Origin of the sequence: Chloracidobacterium sp., from assembly GCA_016716305.1 — a bacterium.
GTDB lineage: Bacteria > Acidobacteriota > Blastocatellia > Pyrinomonadales > Pyrinomonadaceae > OLB17.
Map to the genome: position 1 here is coordinate 299,563 of JADJWP010000001.1, position 12,983 is coordinate 312,545.

Consider the following 12,983-nt stretch of genomic DNA (forward strand, 5'->3'; position numbering starts at 1 on the left):
GTTCGAACGACGGCGCTTAACAATGAAGCGGGTATTGAATTCAACAAATAAGGGGCGCCATCGCCCCTAATAATGCCCGTCGAGATCAAAGGCGGTTACCCTTTCACCGCCCCGCCGGTCAATTTTTCGAGCATGGTTGCGAGGTCAGGACGCCCGATGGCCCTCAACCTTGCATGGGCCTTTCGGGCAGCGTCGAGGTTGCCATTCTTGAATTCGGCAAGTCCGAGATTCAGGTAACCATCCGCAAATTTATCGTCACGGTCAACCGCTTTCTTAAGCTGCGATACCGCGTCCTTAAAATTGCCGGCCTTTAAGTAAGCAACACCCAGGTCATTGAGCGCCGAAACCGACCTCGGGTCTCTGTCGACAACCTTCTTGAAGGTCGCTATCGAGTTTCGATGGTCACCCAATTCGCTGTACACCTTGCCCAGATTCGTAAGCGGCACATCCAGAAAATTCGGATTTGCATCGATCGATCTGATCAGGCTGTCACGTGCCTTTTCGAGATTCGCGCGGCCCTCAGGCTGGCGATTGAATGCCAGATCAGCCCGGCCGGCGTTGTAAAAGGCCCAACCGAGATTTGCGAAATCCATGTCGCTCTTGCTTATCTCTGCACCACGGGCCAGTGCCTTGATAGCGACATCCCATTTGCAGGCCTTTGCCTCTCGAATGTTTATCTCGCACTGTTTGCCGATCGCAAAAGCAATTCGGGCGTAAATATCAGCCGTCAACTGCCGAATCTCAGTATTGGTCGCAAAGTCCGGACGGCGCTCAAGAAAGAGTGCAGCAAGATTGTAATTGCTCTCAGCGAGGTTATATCTATTTGAGGCTAACGCCGGGTCATCTGACAGCCGATATGCGTCGCCGAGGTTTGCGACGACCTCTGCGTTATCGTTACGCAGGCGCTTTGCCCGTTCAAATGCTTTGACCGCTTCCGCATAATTCTCTGATTCGAAAAGTGCGGTACCAAGGCCGTACCACGCCTCGAAGTAGTTTTCTCGGATCGCGATCGCCTTTCGAAAATCTTCGATCGCAGCTTCACGATTACCAAGGCGGGTCATCGCTTCGCCGGAGTAATAGAACGCTTCTGCGTGCCCCGGATCGGCCGTCTTTGCCCGGCCGAATGCCGCCGCAGCTTCCTCGTTACGGCCCTGCTGAAGCCTGATCAACCCGAGAAAATGCTGTGCCTGGGCATCGTTCGCGTCTATGCCGATCGCCTTTGACAATAATTCGTCCGATTTCGCAAGATTGTTCTGCTGATAGTAAAGAATGCCCAAAGGAATGTATATCTCGGTAAGATCGCCGTCGTACTCGAGAGCCTTTTCATAATTCACAAGTGCCTCAGCTTCGTTTCCGCTGTCAGAAAGTACTTCGGCAAGGCCAAAAAACGCGGGCGAATTTCTCGGATTGTAGGACAAGGCCTCTTCGAAAAATCTCTTTGCGATCGCGGTACTGTTTCTGGCAAGTAGTTCGTTACCTTTTAGTGCTAACGCTTCGCTGAGTCCGGCCTTAGCAACGGGATTCGATGGATCCATCGTAAATGCTTCGCGGAAAAAATCGATGGCGCTGTCATATGCGTTGCGATCCATGTGATATTCTCCGACACCTGCAAAAAGCTTTGAGGCCTCTTCTTTCGGCATCGTAGCGATTTTCTTGAGTTTGGGATCGTCGGGGTTGACAGAGGCAACACGTGCTCGCCTAGGCTCGATCTTCGCAAGCTTGGTGAACTGTGTGTTTACCCTTCTGGCACTATCAGCTCTCTGCTGGACCGAGCGCTTTGCACGGGATTGGGTTACAAATCGCTTCGAAACCGATTTCGAAACACCGCGAAAAATGAAAACACTGCTTGCTCCCGTGAGGTCACGGACGGGAACCAACTCTTGTGCCGCAACAAGCGACACAAAGATCAGTACCGACATCGCAGCACTAAGCGTTAATGAACTCTTTCTAATTCGCAATCGACTTTTCATTATGGATCATCCGTTGGTTTGTCGAATCTCGTGTGATATGGCGCAACATATTACGATGCGCGTTCCCTGATCTGACGTTTCCCGGGTTCGTAATTTGCGAAATTGCCTGCCAGTAGCTGAGCCAAAATCGGAACTGAGTCCAACCAAACAAGATTATCGCATAGATCGCTTAAGACCGGACATTGGCTGTCGTGGCCTACTGGCTGACGTTGCCCCTTTTAACCCTGGCGATCATGTTCCTGACCGCACGAAACGGATATTTTGTCGCAAATCGGCGAAATTTATCATTGTCCTGCAGCGAGAACAGATAACCTCGATGATTGTTCACAAGCCTTTCGAAGATCGATGGATGAGCATGTATCGGAAGATCGCCGATCTCGATGACAAATAGGATGTGGGGGAGATTGTATGCTCGAAAATCGACTCCGTCGTCTTCGAGTTGTTTCACACATTGTGCAATGCCGTTATAGGTTATCTGCGAATCATGAAAAACGATGGCGCCGCCCTTCGGATCAAGTACCCGTCTGCAAAACTCAAAATCACGAACGACCGCGGTATCGGTATGCTCGCCATCTATGAAACAAAGCTTGACCGGACGTTCGATCCGGGCCGGATCGATATCCGCCGTGCTCCCGTCGATCGCAATGATCTTCGCGATCCCTTCGCCCGACACTGATCGCAGATTCTCCATCATACGCTCGGTCGAATTGTTCAAATACGTGTAATCGAAGCCGCGCGCGTCGGGCTGCTTCGTCGGACGCTTGTCTATCGAAATGATCTCTTTGCAGCGATCGTCGAGCAAAAACGGCTGGATACTGCCGCCGAGATACGAACCGATCTCAAGGTAAACGTATTCGGGATCGAGTTCGCGCACCGCAGATTGAATTGCCAAAAGCGAACGCTTATCGTCCTCGGTCGATTGGCTTTCGATCTTCTCGAAAAGGGCAAGATCCAGAGAACCGACCATATGATCAAAATCGCTCATAAATAACGTCTAAATCTTAACACGTTGAGGCTCGAACGCGTCATGAAAGCATTCAACGAAGTAACAGCTGCGCCGCATCCATCACACTATCCCTGCCTCGGTCGGGAATACAGATCACGTTCGCACCAATGTGGCCATCAGGAAAGTGCTCAAAAGGAACAAGTTTCCCGGCGATCTCGTCGATCCAAAAGAACTTATAATCGCCGTTTTGATTTACACGATCGATCAGCGCGTTAGGCTCGTATCCAAAATCGCGAGTCTGATTCAATGCCATCTCCATTAAGAATAATGGCGGCACTTTTTGCTTGAACAGCGTCGTCGCCCCGTTCAGGAACGACATCTCGGCACCCTCGATATCGACCTTTACAAAGTCGATCTCACCGACCGCATTTTCAGCCAGATAATTGTCCAACGTGTTCATTTGTGCCACATGCGGCACAGCGTCGTCGCGGCCATGGTTCGATATCGAAGCATGGCCGGTCGACAATCCGCTGAAAAGATTTATCGTTATCTCTTTTCTCTCGTCGCCAAGGGCAAGATTGTTGATGTGTACGTTCGCCGGGCTTCCCATCAATTCGAAGTTCTTTTTCAGATTCGCAAATATCGGTGGCACAGGCTCGAATGAGTGCACTTCGCCTAAATTCGCGGTCAATCGTTGGAACAATGTAGTGTACCAACCGAAATTCGCCCCGACATCAAGAAACGATCGGCATTTACCTGCCTGCGCAAGCTTAACCACAATTTCCGTGATCGCCTTTTCGTATTCGCCCAGAAAAAACACGGTCGTCTGCATTCCGGTCGTCAGGTCGGCATAGAGCTTTCGGCCGTCATGGGTGGAAACGACCTCGCCGGTAGGCAAGTGTCGAGAGAACCGCATTGCAAAGAGATAGGCTCGGTGGCGGCCCCTCGAGATCGGCGTGTTGAACGTGTAGGCACGAACGAGCCGAAGCCACGCCCGGTCAATAGCGGCACGCGGGCCGCCGGATCTGCTGTTATCTTTCTGTACTGGAGCCACTTTGATGTCGCACCGTAACCTTACGTAGCGAAGCTAGATTCTACACGCCGACGTATCATCTTCCCAAACTGTCGGGATGGCGACTGCTTGCCATATCTCTCCCACTCGGATAAATTATCGATTTACCATCACGCAATGCGCTGATTCCGCTCGCACGTGCAAACTACGAGCGTACGGTCATTCGGTCATCGAAGGTCAGAGACGGATGACCAAGTTCAGGTCAATTGCGTTGGGACCAATTCCAACCTACTAGGAGATCTTGCCGAAAATGAAAGCATTTGCAACTGAGAATATCAGGAACCTGGCTGTCATTGGACACGGCGACGCGGGTAAAACCCAGCTCGTCTCGAGTCTTTTGCACATCGCCGGAGCCACTACTCGATGGGGTAAGGTAGACGAAGGCACTACTGTTACCGATTACGAAGATGATTCGATCGAACGAAAGATCTCGCTCAACAACAATTTTGCCCACCTCGAGTATAAGGACACAAAGATAAATTTGATCGACACGCCTGGTTATGCGGCGTTCGTGTCGCACGCCCGCCCCGCGCTTCGTGTAGCCGATTGCGCATTGGTGGTGGTCGATGGCGTCCACGGGATCGAGGTACAAACCGAAAAAACATGGTCGTATGCCAATGAGTTCCTGCTTCCACGGTTCATGGTGATAAACAAGCTCGATAAAGAGCACTCCGATTTTGGGCACGCGTTAGAGACCGCCTCGTCCAGTTTCGCGCGTTCGATAGTTCCGTTCACACTGCCGATCGGCAGCGAAGCAAATTTCAAAGGAGTTGTCGACGTTGTTCATCAAAAGGCCTACGAATTTGACGAGCGCGGCGTGGCAAAGGAGATACCGCTTCCTGAGGCCGGCCGCGACGTCTTTGAGCGCACGCGAGAACGCCTTATTGAGTTGGTTGCCGAATCAGACGACGCTCTGATGGAAAAGTACTTTAATGACGGCACACTCCCTGAGGAAGATATCTATCCGAACCTTGCAAAAGCGATCGCGAAAAGCAAACTTTGCCCTGTTTACGCGGTCTCATCGACAAACCTTGTCGGGCTCCAGATCCTGCTCGACCACATTGTCGAGTTTGCCCCAAATCCTGCTACGCATGAAGCTGAATATGGATTTGCCGACAATGATATGACGGGCGAACGGGTCTCTCGAAAATACTCCAATGACGAACCATTTTCGGCGTATGTATTTCGTACGATCGCCGACCCGTTCGCGGGCCGAATAAATGTGATGAAGGTCGTCAGCGGCAAAGTTGCTTCGGACGCAACGGTCCTGAATTCGACCCGAGACATGCAGGAAAGGCTTGGAGCATTGCACGTTATCTCGGGCAAGGTCCTCGACAAGGTGCCGGAGGCGGCGACGGGCGACATTATAGCTGTCGTTAAGCTCAAAGATACGCAGACCGGTGACACGCTTTGCGAAAAGTCGAAACCGATCGTCTATCCAAAGGTCGAGTACCCCGAGGCCGCTATCGCCTTTGCCATCGAACCGAAATCCAGGGCAGACGAAGACAAGATATCCGCGGCTCTTCACAAGATCCTTGAAGAAGATCCGTCATTGCATTTCGATCGGGACGCACAAACCAAAGAATTCATACTTTCGGGTTCAGGCCAGCTTCACATCGAGACGGTCGTCAAGAAACTCGCCGATCGTTACCATGTCGAGGTCGCGCTGCATCCGCCGAAAGTTCCATACAAAGAGACCATCACCGTCTCGGCCGAGGTTCAGGGCCGCCATAAGAAACAATCTGGCGGCCGCGGCCAGTTTGGCGATTGTAAGGTCATCTTCGAGCCGCTCGAGCGGGGCGGAGGTTTTGAATGGGTCGATAAGATCTTCGGCGGTGCGGTTCCGCAAAACTTCCGGCCGGCGATCGAAAAGGGCATTATCGAAGCCGCCGCCGGCGGAGCCGTTGCGGGCTATCCGTTGGTCGATTTTAAGGTCACGCTCATCGACGGCAGTTATCATACGGTCGACTCCGACGAGCATTCTTTCCGTGCGGCGGGCCGAAAGGCATTCAGGGCGGCGATGGAAAAGGCCAGGCCGACGCTCCTCGAACCGATAATGGACGTCGAGGTCTTTACGCCCCAGGAGGTTTCAGGCGACATAATGGGTGACCTGAACAGCCGCCGCGGACGAGTCGGTGGGATGGAGATGCGGGGCAAACAGCAGGTAATAAAGGCAAAGGTGCCGCTATCTGAAATGCTCGACTACCAATCGAAGCTCAATAGCGTCACGCAGGCTCGCGGGTCGTACCATATGCAGTTTTCTCATTACGATCCGCTTCCCGGAAATCTTGCTCAGAAAGTGATCGACGAAGCTGTTGCCGCTGGGCGCGTGCGAGCGCACGAGGACGAAGACTAGCGAATAGTTCCAAACATTCGCGCCGATTCGAAGACCTACGTCTCATCTCTTTTCAGAAGCGGCGTGGGTTTTCGGCTTTGTGTGAATCCGGTGCTATCCAGCTATCGAAGCCGTCATCATGAAGTTCGTTCTATTGCTCGCCGTTATTGTTTCGTCCGCACTTGTTGCGTTCGGACAGCACGCAAGGGTCGAAGCAAATGACATTAAGGTTCTCGAAGGGCCGCGATGGACCGGAAGCCTCAGCTACCTTGATTACAGTTCGAACAAAACGACGTCTATCGCGTCAGATCTTATAGTTGAACGGCTGCCAGACAACGAGCGGGGCTGGAAGTTCGATTTCAAGTACCCCAACGAACCTCGTGCCGATAGTTCGTCGTTCGTGACTATTGCCCCAGACGGCACCTCATTCAACGGCCAAAGGGTGATTTCTCGGCTGAGAGACGCCAATGGCCTGACTATCGTGACCGAATCGGAAGGCACGGACAACAATAAGAAAGCGATGTTCCGTTTCACATACTCTCTTACCGGCAGCACCTTTTCGATAAAGAAGGAAGTCAAGACCGAAGGCTCGAACGAGTTTTTCGAGCGGAATGTCTACAATTGGACCCGCTGATCTTCCTTTCGGACGCTCCATGTGTCCCAGGCGGACCGGGCGATCTTCGCAATAACGGCTTCACGTGTTTTTTCGTCCATTGCCGAATCGCCCACAAGTACAGCGATGAAAAGATGATCGCCATTCGGCAACGTAATTATGCCGACGTCATTGGTCGCTGACGTTATACCGTTCCGCTTGCGGCCGGTGCCTGTCTTATGAGCCACGGGCGTTCCCGGCGGAAGCAGGCCTTTCAAACGATTCGGCCCGGTCGGTGTTCGGTACATATGGTTCAGGAGGATCAATTCCTTCTGATCGTCCCCCGGCGAAGCTGCCGGCTTTTCGTCCCAGAGTTTCTGTAGTAAACGTACGGCAGATTCCGCGGTTATTGAATTCTCGTACTGCAGATCCCAATCGGCCGCAAATTCCTTGTGCGTGTGCCTTATTTTCATCCCTGAAACACCGAGTTGGTCAATAAATGCCTGAACGCCTTTCGCCCCGCCGGCCACCCGCTGAAGCACATCGCTCGCCGTGCCGTCGCTAACGGAAACTGCCGATTCGATCAATTCGCCGATCGTCAGCTCGCCGCCATTCGGAATCTTGTCGCGGATCGGTGAATGCATTCCCGCAGGGACAAATTCCTCTTTTTCGATCTTGATCCTGGTGTCGAGCGTCAGCTTGCCGTCCGCGACCATCTTCATCACTGCCATCGAGATCGGAACCTTCACCACACTCTGCATCGCAAAACGCTCGGTCGGGTTGAGCACGGCAAATTCACCTGTCTCAAGCACAAGGGCGTAAACGCCGACCTTCCCTTTTGCTTCTTCGGCGATCGAACCGAATCGTTTCGACAGTGTCTGATCCGGTTTCTTTTCTGCTGTGGGAATAGGGGTCGCTTGAATTCCGGCGTTGTTCGCAGCCACTGGACCGGAACGCGCGGCACACGATGCGATGACCGCTGCAAGTGCGACGAGGATCAATATCCGATCTGCCATTTCGCTAAACTTTCAGAGCTCCGTTAATTCCCATCTCGAGAGAAAAAAGCGTGTCGTTCGTAGCGACGATCATATTGCCGTCGCGATCGAAACAAAGCCCGACCATCGCGTTTCCGGCAACGACCGTTTCGGCAGCGATCCCGGCCGGATCGATCTTGACGATGCCGTGCCGACCTTTGTAACAAGCCGCCGCATAAAGGTTCCCGTCGATGTCGAAGGCCAACCCCTGCGGCCTGCCGAAACCGCGGATGAACCGTTCTACCTTTCCATCGGCGTCGATCGCGTATATGCAATCGTGGCTCGAGAGTCCGGGTGCCGTAACGAAAAGCCGTCCGTCCGGGCCAAATGCCAAATGATAGGCCGCGACCGAAGGTTCGACCTCTGCAAATTCTGAAACGCGGCCAAATTCGCGTATCCGATAGATCGTTCCGCTCCGGTCGCCGACGTACATCACGCCTTCGGCATCGAATGCGATGCCGGTGGCGATGCCAAGCCCCGAGGCGTAGACAGCGACGCCTTCCCCGTGATCGATGCGGCAAACGGTTCCTTCAGCCCGATTCGTGACGTACATTTCGCCATTCGGCGAGAACGCGATGCCGGTCGGGTTCATTATTTCGGCGGGCAGTTCGTCAACGTAACCGTCCGGCTCGATCCGGTAGAGCGTGTGTTCGAGCTTTTGCCCGCGCGAGCCCGAGCGTGTGATGATCACCGAGCCGTCGCGCGGATCTATTGCCGGATTTGCCACGATATGCATTTCTTCGGCGATCGTCCGTCCAACATTGATCGTTACCGTATTGCTTCGGCCTTGACGATTCTCGAGCTCAACGCCAGCCTCGCCCGCGACCCCTTCGGGTACGATCGCCAGAACACGTCGCGACGATGCCGCGACGACGCGGGCCGGTAATGCACCGATATAGCATCCAAATTCGCCGTGTATCGCGGAAAAGCCTTCGGTCGCAACCTCGATCTCGCCTCCGGCGATCGCAAAACTCGGGGTTACCGATCTGATCGTTACAGAATTTTCCATTTTGTTGCCCAAAACTTAAGATTCTATTACCGCACCGAACAATAGTCCAAAGTCCGTCTCTGTCGGCCCCGAAAAGAAATGGAAAATTCCTGAGCGAAAGAATGGGGTCGATCCTGCTGAGCTACGATCTTCTGATGAAATTCTGGGAATTTGGCGAGGAAACTGCAGCTGTAGATCGAAAGGGTGCTCTATCATTTCAACGATCTCTTCGCGGAAGCCCGGATGTACCAGAACAAGCACGGCCGGTTCACTGCGCCCGACCCGCTCCTGGCGAGTGCCTCCGCCGCCAACCCGCAAACCTTTAATCGATACGTTTATGTCATCAATAACCCTATCATCCTTGTTGACCCGGATGGATTACAGGTCTCATTCGTGCCTTCTGGGGGCACTCCGCTTGTCCCAAATGGAAGATGGTACAAGCCGATTTTCCCAGACGGTGTGCAAACTTATAGATTCGAAGCCTCACAGCCCGATGGATATGAGCCAGTCACACAACGGAATAGAAATGGTGATTTGATAGGCGAATATGTTGGCGGCCTTGTCGGCGGAATTCCATATTACGTTCTAAGGTTTAACGAGATGGGTCCGATGACGCCCTTGCCGCTATTAGATGCTCGGACCGGACAAAGATCGATGGCTAGATTAACTGACTCCGAGTTGAATGGTTTTGACGTAATCCCCGGACCAGAATTTAAACACACGGGAGCGGTTCAAAATGCTATTGAACCCTTCGATGTTGCCCTACTTGGAAATCCCTTCAGATTTATTGGAAGCCGTGCCTTAAGCGGAACACAAAGAACTTCTACAACACTATTGGATAGTACTGTTTCAACGCGATCTGTAGTTGTTACCCCTAAAGGATTGGACATCGTAAAAAATCATCTTGCCCGGTTCGGTGACGATGCAGGGAATTCGGGAATGGTAAGGAGATTGGAAGATGCTATCAAAAGCAGTGGTGGCCGAGTTACGGGGGCTGACAGGAACTTCTATGTGCACGAGTTAAAGGAGTCCACTTTGTTTAGGCGAAACCTGTTTACGAGTGACGAGGCTCATAAAATTGCTTTGAGGTGGGACAACGCCAACCCATTCTCGTTGTACCATCGAGATGTCATTCGTGCGAATCCACGAATCTTCAATCCGAACTTTATGCAATACTGGGATCGACAAATACAACGATAGGGAGGGTTTTTAGCTTATGAAAAGTTTTGACCTAGGAATGCATCGGGAAGCCAGAATCTGGCAAGACGCTCTTCCGGAGGCTTGTTTTTCATCGCCGACGACGCTCAAGACTTCTGTATCAGTGCGACCTTCAACTAATGGAGCCCTTCTAAGGTGTCAATCATTCTGTATTGAATACAAAGCTAATCTGGGCGGTCGGATAGGCTATGGTTTGTTAGGTAGCACCTTTACGACGATGGCCTCGGATATTTTGACAGTTACTGTGCCGGTCAAGAGCGACGTTTGGGCTTCGTTTTCGACCCCAATCTATCGAATCGACAACGTGTTTGTTGGGTTGCCGGCATATTTCGCAAACGCTGTACTAACAGGAAGTATGGACTATTTTGCCGATCACGAGCCAATCACAGGGGGAAACTTAAGCTTTGTGGCTGCTGCATTCAGCGACGTCGGATCGAGTCCCGATATATTCAGACGACTTGGTTTGGCAAGCTGTCACTATTTTATGTTGCAGGTAAATCAATCTAGAATTCAAGACGATGTCGATTTTGATGAGTTGTTTTCGCTGATTACCGGAGACGTTTAGCCTCGTTTATTTAAGCGCGCGGGAAAAACGAAGCGACAAAGAAGATATTTCAGAAACTGACCGTTCGGAAGGATACTGGTGGTTAGCCTTTTGTTAAGACGGTGAGGGCAAGCGCGTCAAAAAAGAGACGGACACCGAGACGACCGTCTTCGTCTATTCCGCCGGGAAGCTGATCGCGGAGTATTCGACGCAGCTTTCGCAGTCGCCGAGCGTCGCCTACACGACGACGGATCATCTGGGCACGCCGAGGGTGATCACCAACTACCTTCGAAGATGGTTGAGCCCGGCACTCCCCAACAAATCTTTCCTCAATGTTTGGGCTGTATGCGCAGGCAAGGTGGGGAAGTTCGAACTTTTCTTTACGGTCCATATCGGCCGATCCAGTAATATGAATTTAGTTGAAAAACCAGAGTGTTGGACTTGGATAACTTCAACCGGCGGACCATTAGTACTAATGACGAAAACGACTGCCCAAACGTGGTGTGGCGTTTTCGGAACGAGCGCCGATCAGAAAGCCCAGTCAGATTATGATAGAGCCTGCTTAGTGGATGGCTATGTTGGACTCATCTATTCAAATGAGGAGCCTGTCATTGTTCTCGGTCAAGAGCCCCTCTTCACGACATGGTATTCAAACAGTTCCTCCGAAGGGACAATCGTCCGTTGTGTATGGGCAAATGATTTGAAAAGCACGGAGACAGAATTCTACGCATTTGAATCCTTAACAGGCTGGGAAAATACAGACGTCGTCGTTGATTTTCCCAATGGCCATTTAGTGCTCTTCGACTCGTCAGCGTACGGATCCAACATGGAGGAATGGATAGAAGTCAAGCTTGACCCTGGAAGGTATTTCATAAAAACCTTGTTCTTTGAGGCAGACGAATCAACCAAGTTCTTACTCCATAGGTTCAGTAGTTCATAGCCGAATGCGGCTCCAAGGCTTCTCTGAGGATCTATTGGATTGACCTCGAACATGACTCCCACGGCTTCTTCTGTAACTAGGGATTCTTATATGACAAAAACGGAAATGTCATCACGGATGTCGATTCGATCACGTCATCTGCACGAACGTTTGTTTTCAACGGCGATAACGAGCAGACTGAAGTAAAATGCGGTTCGGAAGTGGTTGGACGCTATTTCTATGACGGCGAGGGTAAAAGGATCAAGTAGCAAAGGTATGCCGGCGGTGTACTCGCTGAAGAAACCGTCTTTGTCTACTCTTCAGGCAAGCTCGTTGCGGAGTATTCGAACTAGCCCTCGCAGACTCCGACGGTCGCCTACACGACGACCGATCATCTCGGGACACCGAGGGTGATCACGGACCAGTTTGGGCAGGTGAAGGCCCGGCGGGATTTCATGCCCTTTGGCGAGGAGCTTTACACGGGCGTCGGCGGCCGCACGGGCGACACCGGCCTCAAATACTCCTCCAGCCAGGACGACATCCGCCAAAAATTCACGGGCTACGAAAAAGACCAAGAAACCGATCTGGATTTCGCACAGGCAAGAATGTATGCGAGCAAATTAGGCCGCCTCTCAACGACTGATCCTTCTCGAAAAAGTATTATAGCCGCTAATCCACAGACTTGGCATAGATACAACTATTGCTATAACAACCCGCTGACGTTATTTGACGACAATGGAAAATGGCCTACCAAAGTACACAATGCCTTGATTGATCGTGCATTCGCCGGTTTGTCCAAGGGTGAACGTCAAATCATAAAGGACGGGAGTAAGAGTACAGATTGGCGGAGGGAAAAATCGCCTTACTTTATTGCCACACGCTATCCGGAAAATGCACATGAACACTCAATGCGGCAAGAAGGCGTATCGTTCGAAGACGGGATGAAAAAAACAGATGATTTCATTCGTGGGAAATTATCAGAAGCCCAATCGAGTCAATTATCATACGAAAGTGCGGGACTGCGAGGTCTTTCGGGAAAGGCTTTGTTTATCTTCGGAAATGGTTCACATGCTCTAGAGGATTTCTCGTCCCCGGAACACGGACCTGGTGCCGTTTACTCGATACCTAAGAATGAGGATGGAAGTATTGATAACTCTAGTTGGCATTGGGATGAAATTAAACACGCATGGAAGGAGAACTATGAGCCGAATGACAATGACGCCAAATCATCTATAGTCCGCATGCGTGCCGCATTCTTGGTAACTTTTGGTGATAAGGCATTTAAGCGAGCTGTGCGTGATAAGAATGCCCGAAAGGAAGCAAAAGATTATCTACGAAGCATTGGGTATGACGAGGAGGATTGAA

General features: G+C 51.6%; 12 protein-coding genes. 6 read left to right on the plus strand and 6 right to left on the minus strand.

The window, feature by feature from the left end; all coding sequences use genetic code 11:
- Positions 1-95: 95 nt before the first annotated feature.
- The 3 genes from IPM28_01255 to IPM28_01265 all read right to left on the minus strand — a co-directional run bounded on the left by IPM28_01255 (position 96) and on the right by IPM28_01265 (position 3,970).
- The gene (locus IPM28_01255) at positions 96-1,970 is read right to left on the minus strand and encodes a tetratricopeptide repeat protein (protein MBK9171626.1); all 1,875 of its coding nucleotides are present in this window, start codon (positions 1,968-1,970) and stop codon (positions 96-98) included.
- 196 nt (positions 1,971-2,166) lie between these two features.
- The gene (locus IPM28_01260) at positions 2,167-2,955 is read right to left on the minus strand and encodes a class I SAM-dependent methyltransferase (protein ID MBK9171627.1); all 789 of its coding nucleotides are present in this window, start codon (positions 2,953-2,955) and stop codon (positions 2,167-2,169) included.
- A gap of 52 nt (positions 2,956-3,007) precedes the next feature.
- On the minus strand, positions 3,008-3,970 hold the full coding sequence (locus IPM28_01265; GenBank protein ID MBK9171628.1) for an FkbM family methyltransferase: 963 nt from the start codon (positions 3,968-3,970) through the stop codon (positions 3,008-3,010).
- 268 nt (positions 3,971-4,238) lie between these two features.
- Between IPM28_01265 and IPM28_01270 the strand changes: the two genes are divergently transcribed.
- Positions 4,239-6,344, plus strand: a complete 2,106-nt coding sequence (locus tag IPM28_01270; protein ID MBK9171629.1) for an elongation factor G — start codon at positions 4,239-4,241, stop codon at positions 6,342-6,344.
- 118 nt (positions 6,345-6,462) lie between these two features.
- A complete protein-coding gene (locus tag IPM28_01275) occupies positions 6,463-6,957 on the plus strand; it encodes a hypothetical protein (protein ID MBK9171630.1) in 495 nt (164 codons plus the stop codon).
- On the opposite strand, the gene bla is transcribed toward IPM28_01275, so the two are convergent.
- Together bla and IPM28_01285 are read right to left on the minus strand one after the other, a co-directional pair.
- Positions 6,939-7,931 carry a class A beta-lactamase gene (gene bla / locus IPM28_01280; GenBank protein ID MBK9171631.1) on the minus strand — a complete coding sequence of 331 codons (993 nt, stop codon included), beginning with the start codon at positions 7,929-7,931 and terminating at the stop codon, positions 6,939-6,941. The genes IPM28_01275 and bla overlap by 19 nt on opposite strands.
- Before the next feature lie 4 nt (positions 7,932-7,935).
- Positions 7,936-8,958, minus strand: coding sequence for an SMP-30/gluconolactonase/LRE family protein (locus IPM28_01285; GenBank protein MBK9171632.1), 1,023 nt, complete (start codon positions 8,956-8,958; stop codon positions 7,936-7,938).
- Between the two features lie 222 nt (positions 8,959-9,180).
- On the opposite strand from IPM28_01285, the gene IPM28_01290 reads away from it, so the two are divergent.
- Both IPM28_01290 and IPM28_01295 read left to right on the plus strand, forming a co-directional pair.
- Positions 9,181-10,137 carry a hypothetical protein gene (locus IPM28_01290; protein MBK9171633.1) on the plus strand — a complete coding sequence of 319 codons (957 nt, stop codon included), beginning with the start codon at positions 9,181-9,183 and terminating at the stop codon, positions 10,135-10,137.
- Positions 10,138-10,153: 16 nt separating this feature from the next.
- The gene (locus IPM28_01295) at positions 10,154-10,720 is read left to right on the plus strand and encodes a hypothetical protein (GenBank protein MBK9171634.1); all 567 of its coding nucleotides are present in this window, start codon (positions 10,154-10,156) and stop codon (positions 10,718-10,720) included.
- 82 nt (positions 10,721-10,802) lie between these two features.
- Here the strand turns inward: IPM28_01295 and IPM28_01300 are convergent, their stop codons facing one another.
- A complete protein-coding gene (locus IPM28_01300) occupies positions 10,803-11,090 on the minus strand; it encodes a hypothetical protein (protein MBK9171635.1) in 288 nt (95 codons plus the stop codon).
- 84 nt (positions 11,091-11,174) lie between these two features.
- Here IPM28_01300 and IPM28_01305 point away from each other — a divergent pair, with 84 nt between their 5' ends.
- Both IPM28_01305 and IPM28_01310 read left to right on the plus strand, forming a co-directional pair.
- Positions 11,175-11,639, plus strand: coding sequence for a hypothetical protein (locus IPM28_01305; GenBank protein MBK9171636.1), 465 nt, complete (start codon positions 11,175-11,177; stop codon positions 11,637-11,639).
- A 389-nt stretch (positions 11,640-12,028) separates the two neighbouring features.
- Positions 12,029-12,982, plus strand: a complete 954-nt coding sequence (locus tag IPM28_01310; GenBank protein MBK9171637.1) for a hypothetical protein — start codon at positions 12,029-12,031, stop codon at positions 12,980-12,982.
- The last annotated feature ends 1 nt before the right edge of the window (position 12,983 follow it).

What these genes read in the sequence shown, in the direction of transcription:
- IPM28_01255 (MBK9171626.1), bottom strand. Translation starts at nt 1,970, where the DNA reads ATGAAAAGTCGATTGCGAATTAGAAAGAGTTCATTAACGCTTAGTGCT.
- IPM28_01260 (MBK9171627.1), bottom strand. Translation starts at nt 2,955, where the DNA reads ATGAGCGATTTTGATCATATGGTCGGTTCTCTGGATCTTGCCCTTTTC.
- IPM28_01270 (MBK9171629.1), top strand. Translation starts at nt 4,239, where the DNA reads ATGAAAGCATTTGCAACTGAGAATATCAGGAACCTGGCTGTCATTGGA.
- IPM28_01275 (MBK9171630.1), top strand. Translation starts at nt 6,463, where the DNA reads ATGAAGTTCGTTCTATTGCTCGCCGTTATTGTTTCGTCCGCACTTGTT.
- bla (MBK9171631.1), bottom strand. Translation starts at nt 7,931, where the DNA reads ATGGCAGATCGGATATTGATCCTCGTCGCACTTGCAGCGGTCATCGCA.
- IPM28_01285 (MBK9171632.1), bottom strand. Translation starts at nt 8,958, where the DNA reads ATGGAAAATTCTGTAACGATCAGATCGGTAACCCCGAGTTTTGCGATC.
- IPM28_01290 (MBK9171633.1), top strand. Translation starts at nt 9,181, where the DNA reads ATGTACCAGAACAAGCACGGCCGGTTCACTGCGCCCGACCCGCTCCTG.
- IPM28_01295 (MBK9171634.1), top strand. Translation starts at nt 10,154, where the DNA reads ATGAAAAGTTTTGACCTAGGAATGCATCGGGAAGCCAGAATCTGGCAA.
- IPM28_01300 (MBK9171635.1), bottom strand. Translation starts at nt 11,090, where the DNA reads ATGGACCGTAAAGAAAAGTTCGAACTTCCCCACCTTGCCTGCGCATAC.
- IPM28_01305 (MBK9171636.1), top strand. Translation starts at nt 11,175, where the DNA reads ATGACGAAAACGACTGCCCAAACGTGGTGTGGCGTTTTCGGAACGAGC.